Origin of the sequence: Aeromicrobium sp. CnD17-E, from assembly GCF_024124745.1 — a bacterium.
In the GTDB taxonomy this organism is placed as follows: domain Bacteria; phylum Actinomycetota; class Actinomycetes; order Propionibacteriales; family Nocardioidaceae; genus Aeromicrobium.
Window position 1 is genome coordinate 1 of record NZ_JAMXRU010000062.1, and the last position, 19,394, is coordinate 19,394.

The 19,394-nt window shown below is 73.4% G+C and carries 17 protein-coding genes, 1 pseudogene and 1 riboswitch; of the genes and pseudogenes, 4 read left to right on the forward strand and 14 right to left on the reverse strand.

Annotated elements, in window-relative coordinates; all coding sequences use genetic code 11:
* From NH339_RS12055 to NH339_RS18880, 6 genes and pseudogenes are all read right to left on the reverse strand, one after another.
* Positions 1-456, reverse strand: a pseudogene (locus NH339_RS12055) (hypothetical protein); the annotation flags it as partial.
* Complete coding sequence (locus tag NH339_RS12060) at positions 453-1,775, reverse strand: ATP-binding cassette domain-containing protein (protein WP_253025615.1); 1,323 nt, start codon at positions 1,773-1,775, stop codon at positions 453-455. The pseudogene NH339_RS12055 and the gene NH339_RS12060, both read right to left, overlap by 4 nt.
* Positions 1,776-1,861: 86 nt before the next feature.
* Positions 1,862-2,500: an ECF transporter S component gene (locus tag NH339_RS12065; RefSeq protein WP_253025617.1), complete on the reverse strand. Its 639-nt coding sequence runs from the start codon at positions 2,498-2,500 to the stop codon at positions 1,862-1,864.
* A riboswitch (TPP riboswitch) is annotated at positions 2,490-2,601 on the reverse strand. (Overlaps the previous gene by 11 nt.)
* 137 nt (positions 2,602-2,738) lie before the next feature.
* Positions 2,739-6,410 carry an Ig-like domain repeat protein gene (locus tag NH339_RS12070; RefSeq protein WP_253025619.1) on the reverse strand — a complete coding sequence of 1,224 codons (3,672 nt, stop codon included), beginning with the start codon at positions 6,408-6,410 and terminating at the stop codon, positions 2,739-2,741.
* A 232-nt stretch (positions 6,411-6,642) separates the two neighbouring features.
* Positions 6,643-7,041: an ankyrin repeat domain-containing protein gene (locus tag NH339_RS12075; protein ID WP_253025621.1), complete on the reverse strand. Its 399-nt coding sequence runs from the start codon at positions 7,039-7,041 to the stop codon at positions 6,643-6,645.
* A gap of 124 nt (positions 7,042-7,165) precedes the next feature.
* Positions 7,166-7,705, reverse strand: coding sequence for an ANTAR domain-containing protein (locus tag NH339_RS18880; protein WP_253025622.1), 540 nt, complete (start codon positions 7,703-7,705; stop codon positions 7,166-7,168).
* Positions 7,706-7,943: 238 nt separating this feature from the next.
* On the opposite strand from NH339_RS18880, the gene NH339_RS12085 reads away from it, so the two are divergent.
* From NH339_RS12085 to NH339_RS12100, 4 genes are all read left to right on the forward strand, one after another.
* Positions 7,944-8,597 (forward strand): GPP34 family phosphoprotein, encoded by a 654-nt coding sequence (locus NH339_RS12085; RefSeq protein ID WP_253025623.1) that lies wholly within the window; start codon positions 7,944-7,946, stop codon positions 8,595-8,597.
* Positions 8,598-8,667: 70 nt separating this feature from the next.
* Positions 8,668-9,213, forward strand: coding sequence for an NUDIX hydrolase family protein (locus tag NH339_RS12090; protein WP_253025624.1), 546 nt, complete (start codon positions 8,668-8,670; stop codon positions 9,211-9,213).
* A gap of 49 nt (positions 9,214-9,262) precedes the next feature.
* Positions 9,263-10,468, forward strand: a complete 1,206-nt coding sequence (locus NH339_RS12095) for an MFS transporter (RefSeq protein ID WP_253025625.1) — start codon at positions 9,263-9,265, stop codon at positions 10,466-10,468.
* A gap of 559 nt (positions 10,469-11,027) precedes the next feature.
* Complete coding sequence (locus tag NH339_RS12100) at positions 11,028-13,952, forward strand: heterodisulfide reductase-related iron-sulfur binding cluster (protein WP_253025626.1); 2,925 nt, start codon at positions 11,028-11,030, stop codon at positions 13,950-13,952.
* Between the two features lie 63 nt (positions 13,953-14,015).
* Here NH339_RS12100 and NH339_RS12105 read toward each other — a convergent pair whose 3' ends face one another.
* The 8 genes from NH339_RS12105 to NH339_RS12140 all read right to left on the reverse strand — a co-directional run.
* Positions 14,016-14,759 carry an MBL fold metallo-hydrolase gene (locus NH339_RS12105; protein WP_253025628.1) on the reverse strand — a complete coding sequence of 248 codons (744 nt, stop codon included), beginning with the start codon at positions 14,757-14,759 and terminating at the stop codon, positions 14,016-14,018.
* 109 nt (positions 14,760-14,868) lie between these two features.
* Positions 14,869-15,621 carry a M10 family metallopeptidase domain-containing protein gene (locus NH339_RS12110; protein ID WP_253025630.1) on the reverse strand — a complete coding sequence of 251 codons (753 nt, stop codon included), beginning with the start codon at positions 15,619-15,621 and terminating at the stop codon, positions 14,869-14,871.
* A 31-nt stretch (positions 15,622-15,652) separates the two neighbouring features.
* Positions 15,653-15,985 carry a hypothetical protein gene (locus NH339_RS12115; RefSeq protein WP_253025632.1) on the reverse strand — a complete coding sequence of 111 codons (333 nt, stop codon included), beginning with the start codon at positions 15,983-15,985 and terminating at the stop codon, positions 15,653-15,655.
* 144 nt (positions 15,986-16,129) lie between these two features.
* The gene (locus NH339_RS12120) at positions 16,130-17,026 is read right to left on the reverse strand and encodes a PfkB family carbohydrate kinase (protein WP_253025634.1); all 897 of its coding nucleotides are present in this window, start codon (positions 17,024-17,026) and stop codon (positions 16,130-16,132) included.
* Positions 17,027-17,029: 3 nt separating this feature from the next.
* The gene (locus NH339_RS12125; protein ID WP_253025636.1) at positions 17,030-17,938 is read right to left on the reverse strand and encodes a pseudouridine-5'-phosphate glycosidase; all 909 of its coding nucleotides are present in this window, start codon (positions 17,936-17,938) and stop codon (positions 17,030-17,032) included.
* A 19-nt stretch (positions 17,939-17,957) separates the two neighbouring features.
* Complete coding sequence (gene dcd / locus NH339_RS12130; protein WP_253025638.1) at positions 17,958-18,533, reverse strand: dCTP deaminase; 576 nt, start codon at positions 18,531-18,533, stop codon at positions 17,958-17,960.
* A gap of 17 nt (positions 18,534-18,550) precedes the next feature.
* Positions 18,551-18,973: a hypothetical protein gene (locus NH339_RS12135; RefSeq protein ID WP_253025640.1), complete on the reverse strand. Its 423-nt coding sequence runs from the start codon at positions 18,971-18,973 to the stop codon at positions 18,551-18,553.
* Positions 18,970-19,394: molybdopterin-dependent oxidoreductase (locus NH339_RS12140; RefSeq protein WP_253025642.1), on the reverse strand; the 425-nt coding region annotated here is incomplete at its 5' end. The genes NH339_RS12135 and NH339_RS12140, both read right to left, overlap by 4 nt.

Here is a 19,394-nt window from a genome sequence, read left to right on the forward strand (position 1 = left end):
ACCCGTGCCGCGCACGCGGCGGGCGCGGAGCACCTGCTGCAGGGTCGCGCCGAAGTCCGACACCCGCTGCAGCGAGGCGACGAAGGCGGCCACGGGCCGGTCGGGCAGGTGGAGCCGCTGCGCGAGCTCGTCGCCGAGGTCCGAGAGGTCGACGAACGCGACGACCACGGCCCCCGGCCACGCGAGCACCAGGATCCGCAGCGCCGCCACCGGGGCGTGGTCGGGGTTGCCGAGCCGCCAGGCGGAGTACGCCACCAGCCCGGCCGACACGCCGCACAGCGCGAGGCAGGCCAGCGGGTAGCGCCACGACGGCAGGACGAGCAGACCCGCCAGCGCCCAGGCGCTGGCCGCGGCGACGGCGGAGGGCAGGTCGCGGACGGCGAAGGAGCCGAGCAGCGCGGCCAGCCCGATCCACAGCAGCGCCAGCGGGTTCGTCTGCGCCAGGGTGCGTCTCATCGGGCCACCTCCACCCGGTCGGGCGCCAGGTCGACGACGTCGGTGTCGTGGGTGGCCGTCGCGACGACGGCACCCTCCCCCGCCGCGGCGAGCGCGAGCCCCACCACGGCCGCCCAGGTGTCGCGGTCCTGGCCCACGGTCGGCTCGTCGAGCAGCACGACCTCGGGCCGGTGCGCGACGGCCGTCAGCATCGAGACCCGTCGCTGCTCGCCGCCGGAGAGCCGGAAGGGGTGGGTCGAGGCCAGCGCACCCAGCCCGACGACGTCGAGCAGGGCGTCGACGTCGACGGTCCGACCGGTCCGCCCGGCGGTCAGCGCGACCTCCTCGCGCACGGTCGCGGCGACGAACCCGTGCTCGGGGACCTGGGACGACCAGCCGACCTGCGCGGCGAGCTCGCGGCTACGGAGCCGGTGACGCGACGGGGACACCCGCCCCGACGTCGGCTCGAGGAGCCCGCCGAGGGCGGCGAGCAACGTCGACTTGCCGGCACCGCTCGGCCCGGTGACGGCCGTGAGCCGACCCGGGTCCAGCCGGGCGTGCACGCCGTCGAGCGCACGGGTCCGCGTGACGCCGCGCATCGACCGACTGGTCAGGTCGACCACGAGGTCCTGGGCCACGACGGGGGTCGCCGGGTTCGCGGGGGTCACCAGACGCGGGTCGACCTCCAGGGGCGTGGGGGCGGGCAGGCCGGGCATCCAGAGCCCGAGCCGACCCATGGCCTCGACGTGGTCGCGCACGAGCACGTCGGGAGCGACGTCGGCCAGCAGCGTGCCGTCGCGCCCGAGCACCAGCACCCGGTCGACGAGGTCGAGCCACGGACCCATGCGGTGCTCGACGACGAGCAGCGTGGCGCCGCGGGCACCGACGGTCGCGCGCACCGCCTCGCGCACGGAGGCGGCGTGGTCGGGGTCGAGCATCGACGTCGGCTCGTCGAGCAGCAGCACGTCGGGCGCGACGGCCAGCGCGCCGGCGAGCGCCAGGCGTTGCAGCTCACCGCCGGAGAGCGCCGCCGTCGGGTGGTCCCGGCCGTAGGTCAGCCCGACGTCGGCCAGCGCACGGTCGACACGGCTCCAGATCTCCGGGCGGGGCAGGGCGCGGTTCTCCGGGCCGAACGCGACGTCGCGACCGATCCGCTCGGCCACCACCGCGTCGCCGGGCGCCTGGGGCACGAAGCCGACGACCCCACCGACCTGCACCGTGCCGCCAAGGTCGCCCGACAGCGTGGTGCCGAGGGCGCCGACCAGCGCGTGGAGCAGCGTGGACTTCCCCGCGCCGCTCGGACCGAGGAGCATCACCCGCTCCCCGGGCTCGACGCGCACGTCGAGGCCGGTGACCACCGGCTCGCGACGCCCGAGCGGGCGCCAGGTCAGGCCCTCGACGCGGACCTGACCTGGCTGGAGGTCGCTCAGACCGCGGTCCGCTCGTGCAGCTCGCGACCGGGTCCGAAGGCGTCGAGCACCCCGGCGCGGGCCAGCGCGCGCACCAGCAGCCACCCTCCGGCACCGGCGACGACCGCGCCGGAGAGGGCGAAGAGGCCGAGGTGGATCAGGCGGTCCGTCCCGGAGAACACGCCCTCCCAGTAGGCGAACCACTCGTAGACCGAGCCGAAGGCACCGGCTCCAGCCCCGGCCAGGACGGCGACGCCGAGGGAGAACCGTCGGTACAGGAACAGCGCGAGCACGAGCTCGGCGCCCAGGCCCTGCACCAGGCCCGAGGCGAGGACGCCCAGACCCCACTCGGTGCCGCCGGGGACGAGCGCCGACACCGCGGCGGCGGCGAGCTCGGTCACGAGCGCCGCACCCGGGCGGCGGACGATCAGGCCCCCGACGACGCCGGCGAGGAGCCAGGGCCCGGCCAGCGCGCCGACGGACGGCGGGAAGGAGAAGACCGCCAGGGCACTGATGCCGCCGTAGGCCTTCCCCCAGATCCAGAAGGTGACGCCGAGGGCGACGGCGAGCGTCGCGATCGTGACGAGGTCGACGGTGCGGTACCGGAACGACGACCCCAGGTCGGTGGACGGACGCGTGGATGCAGAACTACTCATCGTGACTCCCTTCGCCGGTGCTAACCGGAGCAGGTTCAAGGGTCTGCGGCTGTTCCGCACTCTCAGCGCCCTCTGCGGGTGGCGCTCCCCTGTCGTTGGTGAGGTCCACCCTAGCGTCGTCGCGTCTCGGGCGGCGCGCCGCGCCAGGGGGTGGACGGTCCCGTCCGGCGGAGCCGCCGGACGGACGACGGGCGCCCGGTCCGTGGTGGACCGGACGCCCGTCGGCGTGCTCAGCGCGTCAGCGGATGCGCACCCCCTTGGTCGCGCTGGTGCTTCCGGTGAAGGAGCCGTCGCCCACGTAGACCGTGCGGACCGACAGCGTGCCCTTCGTCCTCGGCGCCTTGAGCGTGGTCACGACCGTGCCGCCGGACAGCCGCACCGTCTTGGCCCAGGTGAACGACTTGGCGCCGGGCGCCTTGACATACACCCGCACCGAGCCCGACGGGGCGACGCCCGCCACGGTCGGCGAGACCGTCGCGCGCACCCGGTACGTCGCGCTCCGCCTGACCGACGACGTCGCGTTCGTGACCGTCGTCGTCGCGCGCTTCACGACGGTGACGTCGGCCGTGGCCGTGCCGCTCGCCTCGACCTCGTCGGTGCCGTCGAAGACCGCGCTCACCGTGTGCGAGCCGACCTTCAGCGTGGCCGGGAGCTCGAAGCGTCCCGTGCCCTGGGCGTCGAGCGCGACCGTCACGGGCGTGCCGGCGGCGGTGACCGTCACCGTGCCCTCGTCGGCCCCGGCGACCGCCACGGCACCCTTCAGCGGATCACCGAAGGTGCTCTCGGCCGACGCCATGACCAGCGCGATCGTCGAAGCACCCTTGGTGAGGGTGAACGACACCGCACCCGACTGCGACGCCTGCGCGGTCGCCGTCTTCGCGAGCGACGCGACCAGCTCGTGCGAGCCGGCCTTGAAGCCGGGCACCGCGAGGCTGGCCGTACCGGCCTCGACCACCGACGTGCCGAGCACCGTGTCGCCGTCGGCGAAGGTGACGGTGCCGCCGTCGCCGCCCGTGACCGTGGCCGTGAGCGTCACGGGCTGGTTGATCGCCGGGAGCTCCGGGTCGATCGACAGCTCCGTGGACGTCTCGGTCAGCACCTCGAGCGAGCCGGTCGACGTGAGGGCGTAGCCCGCGCCGACCGCCTTGACGGTCGCCTCGCCGATGGCGGCGTCGGCCGGGACGGTCGCGCTGAGCACGGCCGTGCCGGAGGGGTCGGCGATCGCGGTGCCGAGCGTGCTCGAGCCGAGCGAGAACGTGACGCCCTCGCCGGACCGGTAGCCCGACGCGGTCAGCGTGACCGCACCACCCGGGGCGGGCGTGGGGTCGTCGACCGTGACGGCGCCGACCTCGGTCGAGCGAGCCAGCTCCTCGCACGGGTCGCCCTGCGCGCCGACCGGCGGCAGCGCCGTGGCCGAGCCCGTGACGCCGTCGTCCTCACGGACCGTGAGGTAGCCGAACGCCTTGGCGCCCATGACCGCACCGGAGGTGTTGATCGCCGAGACCTTCACCGCGGTGCTCGCCGACGTCGACGCCAGGCTGTCGCCGAGGATCGACCCGGTGACGACCTTGCACGTCTCGCCGGGCGCGAAGGTGACCTTCTCCATCGCGATGCCGGCACGGCCCGAGGCGGAGCCCAGGACGCTGACGTACGCGACGACCGGCTTGGTCGCCGGCTGGGCGAGGTAGACGCCGACGTCGGCGGTACCGGCCGAGGCGCCCTCCTCGACCGCGGTCGCGAACACGTTGACGGTGTTCTCCTTCTTCACCGTCGGCGTCCCGAGCGAGGACGACTCCCACGCGAGGTCGGACAGGTACGCCGCCCCCGTGGTCGTCGCATCGGCGCCCGTGGCCGCGGTCAGCCGCACCTCGCGCACGTCGGACACGTCGAGCCCGGCGTCCTTCAGCGTCGAGGTCGGCACGTTCACCTGCTGCAGCACGATCTTCTTGAGCACCGTCGTCGTCGAGTCCGACGGCGCCGGCAGGCGCACGAGCGCGTACGGGTTGAGCGCCGAGACCTTCGACGACCACGTGGCACCCGAGCCGTCCTTGACCGCGAGGGTCAGGTCGGTGCCGGTCACGACGGTCTCGTCGGCGGCCACCTTGAGCGACAGCCGGTCGAAGCCCGACGCGTCGCGCTTGGCCTTCGGCACCGTCACCAGCACGGCTCCCGTGTCACCGGTCCAGGTGAACCGGGTGACGGGCGTCGCGGGCACGTTGCCGCCGTTGCTGGCGGGCGTCCAGTGCGGCACCTGCGACGACGCGAGCGTCGAGCAGGCGGGGGCCGCGGCCGGGATCGTGCGACCGGTCAGGCTCGCGCACGGCTGCGCCGTGGCCAGGCCCGACGTGCGCACGAGGGAGCTGGTCGACTCGAACGACGTCAGCGTCGAGCGCGCCGACGAGGGCGCGGTCGTGACGGTGCGGACGTCGGCGTTGCCGACGACCTCCGGGCGCGTGCCCGAGCCGTCGAACATCGGCAGGAACTGCTTCTCGCCACCGAGCGTCAGCCGGAACCAGCCGGCCATGTACGCCGTGCCCAGGTCGTACTGGGCGTCGGCCGACAGGCGGATCGACGTGGCGGCGACGGCCGGGACCGGACCACAGGTCTGGTTGGTCGACGTGGCGCCCCAGTCGTCGCTGACGCCGGCCGGGAACTTCCCGGGCGTCCAGACGGTGTTGAAGAAGTTGTGGTTCGCTCCCATGACCCACGTGGCGGCCCGCAACGCGTCGTCGTCGAACGCGTAGCGCGAGTCGTCGAGCATGTGCTGACCCTGCTGGTTCGACACGTCGCCGTCGCAGTACGGCAGGACGACGTTGAGCGGCACGTTCGGCACCGTCATGCGGCCGAAGTCGACAGGTGCGAGCGGCAGGAGGCTCTTGATGCCGAACGGCTCGTCGAGCGCCGCGTTCAGCGTGGCCGCCGAGGTGATGCCCTCACCACCGCGCGAGTGACCCATGAGACCCACGTCGGACAGGTCGAACCGGCCCTGCAGGTCGGCCGCGGTGAGCGGGTCCTGCAGCGCGTCGTCGAGGGTGACGTCGAGGTCGCGGGCGTCGTCGTGCAGCGTGACCGGCTGGCCGGCGTCGGCCTTGCGCAGCATCGACAGCGTGTCGAGGACGAGCTGGCCGCGCGCCTGTGCACCCTGGTCGGGCGAGCGCGGGTTGTCGTTGGCGTTCACGGCGTTCGCCGAGATCGAGATGACGGCGTAGCCGTGGCTCGCGAGCGCCTGGCCCGTGCCGTCGTACCCGGCGTAGCTCGGGATCGACAGCGGACGCGTGCCGGAGCACGGCCACGCGAGCGACGCGCTGGAGCTGCCCTCGGCGTAGCAGGTGGAGTGGCGTCCGTGCAGCAGCAGGACGACCGGACGCTTCCCGCCCGTCTTGGGCAGGTAGAGACGCCCCTGCATCTCACCGCGCACGCCGCCGATGTTGGCGAGCGCGACCGACTGGGTGCCGAAGTCGTAGTCGGCCTGCGTGTACTCGTAGGTGCCCGTCGACGCGGGGTTCGCGTCGAGCGTCTCCAGGGTCGCCGGGTCGGCGAGGTCCTCGGGCTGCGCCACCTCGCCGGTGCGCTCGGCCTTCGCTGACGCGCCGCGGCTCGCCCAGCCGGCCTCGACGCTGGACGCGTCGGCGACGGCGGGGTCGCTGGTCAGCACGGTGAGCGTGTCGCCCTTCGGCGACTCGGTGGCGATGCCGATGTCCTTGCCGTCGACGACGAGCGTCGGGGCGTCGTCCTTGACGGGCAGGGGGGTGTCGAGCTCGAGCGTGACGGCGTAGCCGCCCGGAGCGCGTTCGACGCTGAAGTCGGAGCCGGACGCCACGGTGGCGCCGATGGCGCTCGTGGTGCCCAGGGCTCCCAGGAAGGTCGCGGTCAAGGTGGCGGTCAGCAGACCGCCGGCGACCCGTCGCATGGATGCGTGCACAGGTGGTGTCTCCCTCGTGGTCGGCGACCGTGCGCAGGGGGGTGGCACGGCTCGCGCGCCCAGCCTCCGGGGGTCGCGTTTCGCGCACGAAGCGTCCGCCGACCCCACGACGTTACGTTTGTTGCCGGAGCGAACAATTTCGTGACGATGTGAGGAAAACGCCCCGGACCCGCCGATCGGCTGCTACCCGTGAGGAGCGGGCGTGGCCGGGTCGGTGGCCTCAGGCGGGCCCGACGAGGTCGGTGCGGCCGAACATCGCGGCGGTCTGGCGAGCGGTCGGGTGCCCGGCGTCGGGGTCGGCGCCTGCGTCGAGGAGCACCCGCACGACGTCGTCCTCGCCCTTGAACACGGCCCCGGCGAGCGGGCTCTGCCCCCGGTCGTTCAGGGCGTCGACGCTCGCGCCGCGCTGGACCAGCGCGGCGACGGTGGCGGCGTGGCCGTGGTAGGCGGCGAGCATGAGCGCGGTGTTGCCCGACGCGTCGGTCAGGTCGACGGGGACGCCGGCGTCCACGTGCGCCGCGAGCCGCTCCGTGCGGCCCTCCCGTGCGTCGTCGAGCAGGGACTGCGCGAGCTCGACCGCACGAGGGTCGAGGGGGGACTCGTCGGAGGTGGCGCTCATGGCGCGACCGTAGGACGGACGCGGCGTCCGCGCATCCCGCTCGCGTCGTCTCGGGGACGGCCCCGGCGGCTTCTGGCCAAACCGCCGGGGTCGTCCGTCCAGGGGATACCCGTCTGCCGCAGGTTCATGACCGGCCGTCGTCGAGCGCCCCGAACCCCTCCCGCGCGACCTGCTCGGCCACCTCGCGCAGCTTGACGTTGCGGTCCTGGGAGTAGCGGACGAGCACGTCGAAGGCCTGCTCGGAGCTCAGCCCGAACCGCTCGACCAGCCGCCCCTTGGCCTGGCCGATGACGTCGCGGCTCGCGAGGGCGGACTCGAGGTTGTCGACCAGGTCGGCACCCCGTAGCGCGACCGCGACGTGCGCCGCCAGGGCGAGACCCGCGTGCAGGTCGTCCTCGTCGAAGCCTGCGACGGTGTCGGAGTACATGTTCATGCACCCGAAGGCGTCGCCCGTGGTGAACAGCTGGACGCAGAGCATGGACCGGAACCCCAGCCGCTCCGCCACCACCGGCGACCACCGGGGCCAGCGGCCCTCCTCGCGCAGGTCGACGCTGCGGACCGTCTCGGACTGGTGGATCGACTGCACGCAGGGACCGTCCTGCAGCTCCACCTGCAGGGCGTCCGCCTGCTCGACCCGCTCCCCCGTGGACGCCTCGGTCGTCACCCGACCCCCCCGCGTGGACGACCGAGACCCCGGCCTCGTCGCACCCGCCCACGAGCCGCGGTGCTGACCGGACCGCGGTGAGGACGGTGTCCCTGAACCCTGACTTCGCGCTCATCGAGCGAGCGAGGTCAGCGAATTGTTCCCAGTCCTCGACGGCCATCCTGGGGACTCTTCCAGCCAGGACACGGTCTGACAAGAGCCGCTCCCCGCGGGGGACGAACGTGCCTAGGCTGGCGGCATGACCGTCGCGAAGAACCTGCTCCTGGTGGCGATCGATCCCCGCACCGGCCGGGTCCGCGTGGTGACGCGGACGGTCGAGTCGGCGCTCGGGGGCGCGGCCCTCATCGACCTCGTCCTCCTCGGCCGGCTCCGGCTGGAGGGCAGCGGGCGCAAGGCTCGCGTCGAGGTCGTCGACCGCACCCCCGTCTCCGACCCGGCCCTGCAGACGGCCTTCGAGCGGGTGCGCGAGCAGGGACGCCAGACGCCGAAGTCGACGATCGCCCGCCTCGGGCGACGCCAGCGCGCCGTCGTACTGCGCGACATGGAGGCCGCGGGGACGGTCCGGCGGCAGCGACGCCTCGTCCTCGAGCGGTACGACGTCGCCGACGTGGTGCAGCGCGACGACCTCGTGGGCCGGTTGCGCGCCGTGCTGCTGCAGGAGCAGCCGGCCGACGAGACCACCGGACCGCTGGTGGGACTGCTCCTGGCCACCGGCCACCTCGGCATCGCCGTGACCGACCGGCGCGAGCTGAAGGTCGCGAAGGAGCGGGCCAAGGTCGTCGCCGAGGGCGACTGGGCGAGCGAGGGCGTCCGCGGGGTCCTCCAGGACGCGCAGAACGCGATGACCGCCGTGCTGACGACCGGGGCCGTGCTCAGCGCGATCAACCCCTGACCGCGACCGCGCGACCCGTCGTCGGCCCGCACCCGCCAGGGCGGTCGGGTCCATGAGGGAGGATGTGGCCATGGCGTCCGTCCGCACCCCCGACCCGAACCCCGGCTGGCTCTCCGAGATCGCCCTCGAGGAGACCCGCTCCCGGGTGCCGATCCTCTACGTGGAGGGCATCCCCGTCCGGGTCGACTCCCACGGTCGCGTCGAGCACGTCGGGCTGCTGCTCCGCGGCTCCGCCACCACGGGCGCGATGAGCCGCACGTTCGTCTCGGGCCGCGTGACGCACGGCGAGTCCGTGCGTGACGCGCTGCTGCGCAACCTCGAGAAGGACCTCGGACCCACCGCCTTCCCGCAGCTGCCGGCCTCCATCGTCCCCTTCACGGTCGCCGAGTACTTCCCGCTGCCGGGCGTCGCCCCCTTGCACGACGCGCGTCAGCACGCCGTCGCGCTGGTCTACGTCGTGCCCGTCACCGGCGAGTGCAACCCGCGCCAGGACGCCCTCGAGCTCACCTGGATGACGCCGCAGGAGGTGCTCAGCCCCCTCGTGCTCGACGAGATGGAGGGCGGCCGCGGCACCCTCGTGCGCCAGGCGCTGGCGTACCTCGGCGCGCTCGACTGACACCCGACCCGGTCGCGCGGCCTCGTCGGTCGGGGCCCACCATGGAGCGGTGGCGTCCCCGAACCGATGGTTGATGCTCGCGGTCGGCATGCTGGCGCAGGTCTCCGGCACGGTCGCCGCCAACGCGGCCGTCGCCCTCATCCCGTTCCTCACCCGCGACCGCGGCCTGACCCTCGGCCACGCCGGCGCGCTCGCGTCGGCGTCGCTGCTCGGCACCACCGTCTCGCTCGTCGGGTGGGGCGTCGTCGTCGACCGGTGGGGTGAACGGCTCACCCTCACCCTCGGTCTCGTCGTCACCACCGTGGGCAGCGCCGCGGCGGCGTTCGCGGACGGCTACCTCCCGCTCGCCGCGTGCTGGTTCGTCGCGGGCGTGGGCGTCGCCAGCTCCAACGCCGCCAGTGGTCGGCTCGTCGTGGGTTGGTTCCCGCCGGAACGTCGCGGGACGGCCATGGGCATCCGGCAGGCCGCGCTGCCCCTCGGGGTCGGGCTCGCCGCCGTCCTCGTGCCGACCCTGGTCGAGGCCACCGACCTGCGGACCACGCTGCTCACCATCGCCGCGATCAACGCCGCCACGCTCGTGGCCTGTGCGGTGCTGGTCGTCGACCCGCCCCGCCGGGCCCGCGCCGAGGCCCTGCGCGACGGCGAGACCGCCAGCCCGTACGCCGGCGACGCGTCGCTCCTGCGCATCCACGCAGCGTCAGCCCTGCTCGTCGTGCCCCAGTTCACCGTGTGGACGTTCATGCTGACCTGGCTGATCGCCGAGCGCGGCTGGTCCGCGCCGGCCGCGGGCGCGCTCGTGGCCGTCACGCAGCTGCTCGGGTCGGCGGGACGCGTCGGCGTGGGGTGGTGGTCCGACCGGGTCGGCAGCCGCATGGGCCCGATGCGCGTCGTCGCGCTCGCCGCCGCCCTGGCGATGCTGGCGCTCGGCCTGCTGGAGCCGACACCGCTCGCCGTGGTGCTCGTCGTCGTCGCCAGCGTCGTCACCGTCGCCGACAACGGGCTCGCGTTCACGGCCGTCGCGGAACGAGCGGGTCCGTGGTGGTCGGGCAAGGCGCTGGGCGTGCAGAACACCGGCCAGTACCTCGTCAGCGCCGCGGTGCCGCCCGTCGTCGGCGTGCTCATCGCCGGTGCCGGCTACGGGTGGGCGTTCGGACTCGTCGCCGTCCTCCCCCTGCTGGCCCTCCCCCTCGTCCCCACCGAGCGCCGCCAGCCGGACCGGGCGTCCGAGGTCCGCCCCCCTCCGTTGGTCGAGTAGCGGCCACGCGCGACGAAGGAGCGCCGTGGATGCGATGGATTCGTCGCACGAGGGGCGTAGCCGCGACGGAGCGAGACCACCCGGCAACGGCCCAGCGCGGGCCAGCGCCCAGCGACCGCCTGGAGTGGTCTCGATACGCCTCCCCTCGCTGGCGCTCGTGGAGGCACTCGACCAGCGCAACGTTCCGCTGGTCGAGTAGCGGCGACGGCGAGCGCCGGCGAGCTCGTCGCCGCGTATCGAGACCATCCGGCAACGGCCCAGCGCGGGCCAGCCCCCAGCGACCGCTTGGAACGGTCTCGATACGTCCGCCCGGACTCCTTCGGCCCCCGCAAGCGGGAGGTGCCCCCAGCCGCTCGGCCTGCTCGACCAGCGATGTCCGAGTGGTCTCGAACGGCTCACACCGGCGGACAGAGGTCCGCCTCGGGGGTTAGGCTGTACCTACCCACCGGTAACCGACCGCTGACCTGCAGGATCAGGGTGGCCTTACCCCGCGGACGAGAACGCGAGGGGCTAGTGTCACCCCCACTGTCACGGTCGTCGCACCAAGGATTGAGGCTCCATGCAGCTCGTCGCGATCATCGTCTCGCTGGCCGTCACGGCCATCACGATCCCCGTCACGGTCATCGCCGTGCGCCGCATGACCGCGGTCGTGCGCGCCGGTGGACCCGCGCCCGGTCGCACCAACGACCCGGCGGCGCGCACGGTGAACATGCTGAAGGAGACGTTCGTCCACACCCGGATGCTCCAGTGGACCTGGGTCGGCATCCTCCACTGGTTCGCCTACGCGGCCTTCCTGGTGCTCAGCTCGGCCGTCGCCCAGGGCTTCGTCCAGCTGTTCGACCCCGAGTTCGTGTGGCCGCTCATCGGCCACTTCTTCCTCTACGAGTGGATCAGCGAGTTCATCGGCCTGCTCGGCGCGCTGGCGATCATCCCGCTCGCGGTCTACCGCCAGGTCAAGCACCCGCGCAAGCTCGGCCGGCAGAGCCGCTTCTTCGGCTCCCGCCAGGGCCAGGCCTACTTCGTCGAGTTCATGGTGTTCCTGGAGAGCATCGCGATCCTGTTCATCCGCGGCGCCGAGTACAACCTGCTCGAGGCCCAGGGCAGCAAGTACGCGAGCGGGTTCCACTTCCCGATCGCCCAGTTCTTCGGCAACCTCTACCCGACGGGCGAGGAGAACATCGAGACGCTGGAGACGATCATCGTCACCATCGCGATGATCAAGGTCGTCTCGGCCATGATCTGGCTGCTCGTCATCTCCACCAACCTGACGATGGGCGTCGCCTGGCACCGCTTCCTCGCGTGGCCGAACATCTGGTTCAAGCGCGAGTCCGACGGCGGCACGGCCCTCGGTGGCCTCAAGCCGATCCTCGTCAACGGTCAGCCGCTCGACCTGGAGAAGATGGAGGACCTCGAGGAGGAGGACTTCGAGAAGCTCGGCGTCGGCAAGGTCGAGGACTTCTCGTGGAAGGGTCTGCTCGACTTCACCACCTGCACCGAGTGCGGCCGCTGCCAGAGCCAGTGCCCCGCCTGGAACACCGAGAAGCCGCTCAGCCCCAAGCTGCTGATGATGGGCCTGCGTGAGCACGCCTACGCGAAGATCCCCGCGCTGTCGGTGCCGGAGGACGAGCGCACCGAGGAGCAGCAGAAGGAGGTCGAGCGTCCGCTCATCGGCGACGAGGAGATGTACGGCGTCATCGACCCCGACGTCCTGTGGTCGTGCACGAACTGCGGCGCCTGCGTGCAGCAGTGCCCCGTCGACATCGAGCACGTCGACCACATCGACGACATGCGCCGCTTCCAGGTGCTCGTCGAGAGCAACTTCCCGGCCGAGCTGAACAACATCTTCAAGGGCCTGGAGCGCAAGGGGAACCCGTGGGGCATGAACCCCAAGAACCGCCTCGACTGGACCAAGGGCCTCGACTTCGAGGTCAAGCAGGTCGGCGTCGACGTCGAGAGCCTCGACGAGGTCGAGTGGCTGTTCTGGGTGGGCTGCGCCGGTGCCTTCGAGGACCGTGCGAAGAAGACCACGCAGGCCGTGGCCGAGCTTCTGCACACCGCGGGCGTCGAGTTCGCGATCCTCGGTGACGGCGAGACCTGCACCGGCGACCCGGCCCGTCGCGCCGGCAACGAGATCGTCTTCATGCAGCTGGCCATGGAGAACTCCGAGGTGCTGAAGGAGACGAAGGCCAAGAAGGTCGTCTCGACCTGCGCGCACTGCTTCAACTCCCTCAAGAACGAGTACGCCGAGTTCGGCGTCGAGCTGGAGGTCGTGCACCACACGCAGCTGCTCAACCGTCTCGTGCGCGAGGGCAAGCTGAAGCCGGTCGCGCCGAAGGCGGGCGCTGCGGCCTCGGCCGAGCCGGAGAAGACGATCACCTACCACGACCCGTGCTTCCTCGGCCGCCACAACCAGGTGTACGAGGCGCCGCGCGAGCTGCTGAGCGTCATCCCCGGTGCGAAGTTCGCCGAGATGCCGCGCAACTCCGAGCGCTCCTTCTGCTGCGGCGCCGGCGGCGCGCGCATGTGGATGGAGGAGAACCTCGGCTCGCGGATCAACGTGAACCGCACCCAGGAGGCCGTGGCCACCGGCGCCGACCAGATCGCCGTGGGCTGCCCGTTCTGCCGGGTCATGCTGTCCGACGGCCTGACGGCCCAGCAGGCGGCCGGCGAGGCGCGTGAGGAGGTCGAGGTCCTCGACGTGGCGCAGATGCTGCTCGCAGCCGTCAAGCGTCCGGAGGAGCCGACGGCCGAGGACGACGCCGCGGTGGTCGAGGAGGCCGAGAAGGCGACGGCTGCGGCCGCTGCCACCGAGGCCGAGCCCGACGCGAAGGACGAGGCCGACCCGGCGTCGATCAGCGCGACCGAGGACGCCGCGCCCGCCGCCGACGCCCACGAGGACCCGCAGGGCACCGACGAGCCGGCCGAGGCGCCGAAGGACGACCCTGCCCCGGCCTCCGCCGAGGCGGACGTCGAGATGGCCGCGCAGCACAACATCGAGGTCGACGAGAAGGGCGACGCCGCCGGCTCCGGTGGCGACGCCGGCGAGGCGCCCGGCAACGAAGAGGTCGAGGCCTCCACCGCCAGCGCGTCCGACGACGAGCCCACGCCAGACCCGGAGCCCGAGCCGGGCGACGCCGTGGACCCGGAGGTCGAGTCGGTGCCCAAGGGGGGCGAGGAGTCGCCCGCCGAGGCCGACACCCCCGCGCCCGCCGAGGACGAGCCGGTCGACGGCGACGCCCGCGAGGAGGAGGCGGAGGCGGCCGGCGTCGACGACGCCACCACCGAGCCGACCGCGCAGGCGTCGACGCCCGAGGAGACGGCACCGTCGGCTGCTCCGTCGGAGGTCGTGGCGGTGGAGGATGCGCCGAACCCCGACCCCGAGTCCGACGACGTGGCGCCGCTGAGCGACGCGAACCCGTCGGGCCCCGGCGTCACCGAGGCGGCGACCGAGGTGGCGAAGGACGACGAGGAGCCGAAGGCCTGACGGCCGGAGCCACCTGAGCCGAGAGGGCGCCCGCACGCTGCGGGCGCCCTCTCGTCGTCTCGGCTACCGCTGGGGGGCGAGGGCGTGGTCGACGGCGTCGGTGGGACGGCCCTGCCAGACCGGTCCGTGACCGGGGGCGATCGTGTCGGCGTCGAGGTCGCGGAACCGCTCGAGGGAGCGGGCGGCGAGCGTGGGGTCGGCGGCGAAGAAGCCGGGCAGCTGCTGCGGACCACGACGCGACGTGGTGGCGTGGGCGGTCACGATCGCGTCGCCCGTCACGAGCACGCCCGCGTCGGCCAGCAGGAACGCCGTGTGCCCGCTCGTGTGCCCCGGGGTGTGGACGGGGACGGGTCGGCCGGGCAGGTCGAGCGGACCGTCGCCCGTCCACGTCCGCGCGTGCGGGGCGGTCACGTGCGCCGTGCCGCCGGCCCGTGTGATGCGCGCGGCCCACAGCGCCGTGCGGGGTCGCCACGCCCGGCGGGCGACGTCGAGCGGGGTGGCCGACTCGTGCCGCTCCCCGCGCACGTTCGCCAGCTCCTCCTCGTGGACCAGCACGGGCACGCCGTGGTCCCGCCACCACCGCTCGATGCTGCCCACGTGGTCGACGTGGGCGTGGGTCACGAGCACGGCGGCGACGTCGCCGGGCTCGCGGCCGAGCGACCGCACCGACGCGTCGAGCCGGTCGGCGTCGCCGGGGTAGCCGGTGTCGATGACCGTCAGCGCGTCACCGTCCTGCAGGAGCAGCCAGTTGACGTCGGTCCCGGTGGCGAGGTGCACGCCGTCGGCGATCTGGGTCGGACGCGTCATGGCTCGATGCTCCTCCTGAGCGTGACGTTCGCGGGCCAGAAACGCCGGTCCGACCCCGCGAACGTCACGCTCAGCGGGGAAGGGGGTGGGGAAGCGGGTGGGGGTGGGGTCAGGTGGAGCAGGGTGCGTCGCCGAGGGCGGCGAGGCCGGCGCGGTCGCCCGGGCCCCAGGAGGAGCGGGGGCTGCTGGGGTGCATGAGCTCCCCGAGGTCGTCGACGTGGTCGAGCCCGAGCACGTGGGCGAGCTCGTGCATCAGCACCCCGGTGGCGACCTCGCCGCCGCTGCCGCCGTCGACGAGGTCGGGCGCGTCGAGCATGACCTCGCCGGTCACGTACCGGCGCACCCCGTCGCGCTCGATCCAGGTGCTGCCGCCGAGGCCGGCCACCCGACCCTCCAGCTCCTCGACCTCGTCGGCGTCGGTCCAGCTGACCTGCACCGGACGCCAGCCGTCGCCGTCCTCGGGGTCGTCCAGGTGCGACTGCGGCGGGTCGTCGGTCCGGCCCACGACCCTGACGTCGAGCCCCGAGGCCTCGCGCACCTCGGCGACGGCCCGCTCGAGCACCGCGTCGGCGTCGTCGGGCGCGAGCCGCTCGTTGACCACCAGCCGCACGGGCGTGCACGGGTCGTAGGCGACCGGGGTCTCGCCGTCCGCCTGCGTCTGCAGGAAGGCGTACGACCCACCGCCCGGCACGGCGCGGGTCTCGCCCTCCGACGCCACCCGACCGTCCGGGAACGTCACCCCGGTGCTCTCCGGGGCCACCACGATCCAGCCCATCAGCCCAGCCAGGAGCGCGACGAGCACGCCGACGGCGAGGACGGCCCGTCGACGCGGGTCGTGCCGCCACCCCACCGATCCGCTCACGGGCCCAGCATGGCAGCCGCAGGCCCGCCGTTCAGGCGGGCAGCAGCGGGAGCGCCTCGGCCCCCGCCGAGAAGGTGAAGCCGTCGGGACCCTCGTGACGCTCGAGGACGCTGACGTACCAGGTGCCGGGACCCGGCGCCGTGAGCGTGACCCGGTCGGGCGCGCTCTCGTGGTCGGCCCACGTGGTCACGACGCCGCCGCGGGCGTCCCGCGCAGCCTCGGGCGAGCGGTAGTAGGCCAGGACGTAGACCCGGTGCTCCGCGGCGGCGACGTGGACACTGCCGTCGAGGACACCGGCCGGGCGAGCGTGGCGCTCACGACGGGTGGCACGGTCGCCACGTCGTGGCGTCGGCACGATCGACACGGTGTCCTCCCTCTGGGGCCCACCCCTGGACGGCCCCACGTCGATACAACCGCACCAATCACGGGAACCGAAGCCGGTCGCCGATAAAACATCGCGGAAGGTCCCGAAATGACTCGATCGGGCTACGGAATCAGTCGCCAGGTGCTAGACGCGGGGACGCGCGCCGCGCACGGCGATGCACCGCTCGGCCACCGCGCGGCCCGACTCGAGCGCACCCCGCACGTCGCGGGGGCCAGGACGCAGCCAGCACGCGAGGAAGCCGGCCGCGAAGGCGTCCCCCGCGCCGGTCGTGTCGACCACGGAGGTCCGCGGCGCCGTCACCTGCTCCCGACGCTCCACCCCGTCGACGTCACCGAGGAACGCCGCCCCCATCGACCCGAGCGTCACGACGACGCCGCCGAAGCGGGTGGCCAGGTGGTCGAGGTCGATCTGCGGACCCCGTGAGTCGACGAGCACCCGCGCCTCGTCGAGGTTCGGGAACACGAGGTCGGCCCCGTGGACCCAGTCGAGGAAGGTCGGGCCGCCGCACGCCCGCAGGAAGGAGACGGTGCTCGGGTCGACGCTGACCCCGGCACCGCGCGCCCGGGCCTGCGCGACGAGCCCGAGCGCCGTCGACCGGGTGCCCTCGTCGAAGAACGAGTAGCCGGTCAGGTGCAGCCAGGTGACGCCGTCCCAGACGTCGGCTCCGACGTCGTCGGGCGAGAGCCGCCCGTTCGCGCCACGGTCGACGAACATGGTCCGCTCGCCGACGTCGTCGAGCTGCAGCAGGATGGTCGCCGTCGGCAGGTCCGGGTCGCCCACCAGGCGGGCGTCGACGCCGTGCGCCGCGAGGGCCGCCGTGTGCCGATCGACGGCGTCGGCCCCCACCCGGCCGACGAAGCGGGTGGGCACGCCCAGCTCGCCCAGCCAGGCCGCGACGTTGGCCGCCGAGCCGCCGGGCGCCATGCGGATGGTGGCGGGGGTGTCGCTCGCGGGGGTGACCTCCGTGAGCGGTCGCACGCTGATGTCGTCGACCACGTCACCGACGACGAGCACCGTCACGGGCTAGAGCTCCGCCCAGGCGGTGGCGATCTCGGCCGCGACGCGGATGTTGTTCTCGACGATGCGCAGGTTGACGGCGAGGCTGTCGCCCTCGGTGAGCTCGACGATCGTCGAGAGCAGGAACGGCGTCACCTCCTTGCCCTCGATGCCCTTCTCCTCGCAGCGACGCAGGGCCTCGGCCAGGGCGCGGTCGTGCAGGTCGGGGTCGAGCTGCTGCTCGAACGGCAGCGGGTTCGCCACGACGATCGCCGTGCAGAGCTCGAGCTGCTCGCGTGCCTCCATGACCCCGGCGACGGCCTGACCGTCGGGCACCGTCCAGTCGAGCGGCTCGCCCGACGAGCGCAGCCAGAAGCTCGGGAACTCGTCGGTGCCGTAGCCGAGCACCGTGACGCCGAGGGTCTCGAGCCGCTCCAGCGTGGCGCCGATGTCGAGCACCGACTTGACGCCCGCGGACACGACCGTGATCGGCACCTCCGACAGGGCCTTGAGGTCGTTGGACTCGTCGAAGGAGGTGTCTGCACCGCGGTGCACCCCGCCGAGGCCGCCGGTCGCGAAGACGCGGACGCCCGCGTGGTCGGCGATGAACGACGTGGCCGCGACCGTCGTCGCACCGCTGCCGCCCCGCGCGAGCACCACCGGGAGGTCACGCATGCTCAGCTTCGGCACGTCCTCGGCGGCGATCCGCTCGAGCTCGGCGTCGGTGAGGCCGGCCTTGAGCTGACCGTCGAGCACGGCGATCGTCGCCGGCACGACGCCCGCGTCGCGCAGCTGCTGCTCGAAGCGCCGCGCGGCGGCGAGGTTGTCCGGCCGGGGCAGGCCGTGGGAGATGATCGTCGACTCCAGCGCCACGACCGGCCGGCCGGCGGCGAGGGCGTCGGAGACCTCGGGACTGATGGACAGGGGTAGCGACATGCTGGCTCGTGCTTCGGGTCTAGATGCTCGTCTGGTGGAAGTTGGCGTGCGACCGCGACGCCGTCGGGCCGCGCTGGCCCTGGTACCGGGAGCCGTACGCGGCGGACCCGTAGGGGTGCTCGGCGGCGGACGTCAGCCGGAAGAAGCAGAGCTGGCCGATCTTCATGCCCGGGTAGAGCTTGATCGGCAGCGTGGCGACGTTGGCCAGCTCCAGCGTCACGTGCCCGGAGAAGCCGGGGTCGATGAAGCCGGCCGTCGAGTGCGTGAGGAGTCCGAGGCGACCGAGGGACGACTTGCCCTCCAGGCGCGCCGCGACGTCGTCGGGCAGGGTGACGAGCTCGAACGTGGACCCCAGGACGAACTCGCCGGGGTGCAGCACGAAGGTCTCGTCGCCGGCCACCTCGACCGGGCGCGTCAGGTCGGACTGGTCGGCCGCCGGGTCGATGTGCGGGTACTTGTGGTTGTCGAAGACGCGGAAGAACTTGTCGAGCCGCACGTCGATGCTCGACGGCTGGATCATGGTGCGCTCGAACGGGTCCAGGCTCACCCGTCCGGCGTCGATCTCGGCCAGGATGTCGCGGTCGCTCAGCAGCACGGCAGCAACCTAACCCATCAGGAGGGCGCGGACGTACGGCGACGCTCCCGCCGGACGCCGACGACCACGAGGGCGCCGACGGCGAGCGCGACGACGAGGGTCGCGACGCCCCACGCGAGCCCGTAGTCGCCGGTCAGCAGGGTGGGGTTGTCGGGCTTGCCGCCCTGCCCCGACAGCACGTTGGCGACCGCCACGGTCACGAGGGCCCAGCCGGCGAGCAGCAGCAGGGCCGGGGTGCGGGTGGCCGGCGGAAGGAGGCGGCCGAGCACCAGGCCCGCGACGACGGTCAGCGGCGCCACGACGAGGTCGTGCACGAGCACGGCACCCGCGGCCCAGACGAGCACCGAGACGAGGCCGTCGGGCCGGTCGAGCAGCAGGAGGACGCCCCACACGATCGCGGCGACCCCGGGGAGCGCGAGGAGCAGACGAGCGGCCCTCATGCGCGGACCTCCAGCGTCCGTACCCACTTGGTCTGCAGCACGCCGGGCCGGTTGGGCGCGATGATGCGGCACGGGAAGCCGTGGTCGAGGTCGAGCGGCTCGCCCTCGAGCTCGAGCGCGAGCAGCGTGCGGTGGTCCTCGACGAACACGGCGGGCAGCTCGCTGCGCGCGAACGCGCCACGGGTCTGCATCGAGGTGACGAGGACCGTGGACGCGGCCGGCGCCCCGACCAGCTCGAGCAGGTCGCGCACGGCCACACCCGTCCAGGTGGCGCTGCGGCTCCAGCCCTCGACGCAGGCGATGGGCAGGCGGTGCGTGCGCTGCGGCAGGGCGGCGAGCTCGGCCCGGCTCAGCGTGACGCTGCGGTCGCCGTGCACGACCTCGAGCCGGAAGTCGGCGTCGGTGGCGGCCTCGACGGCGC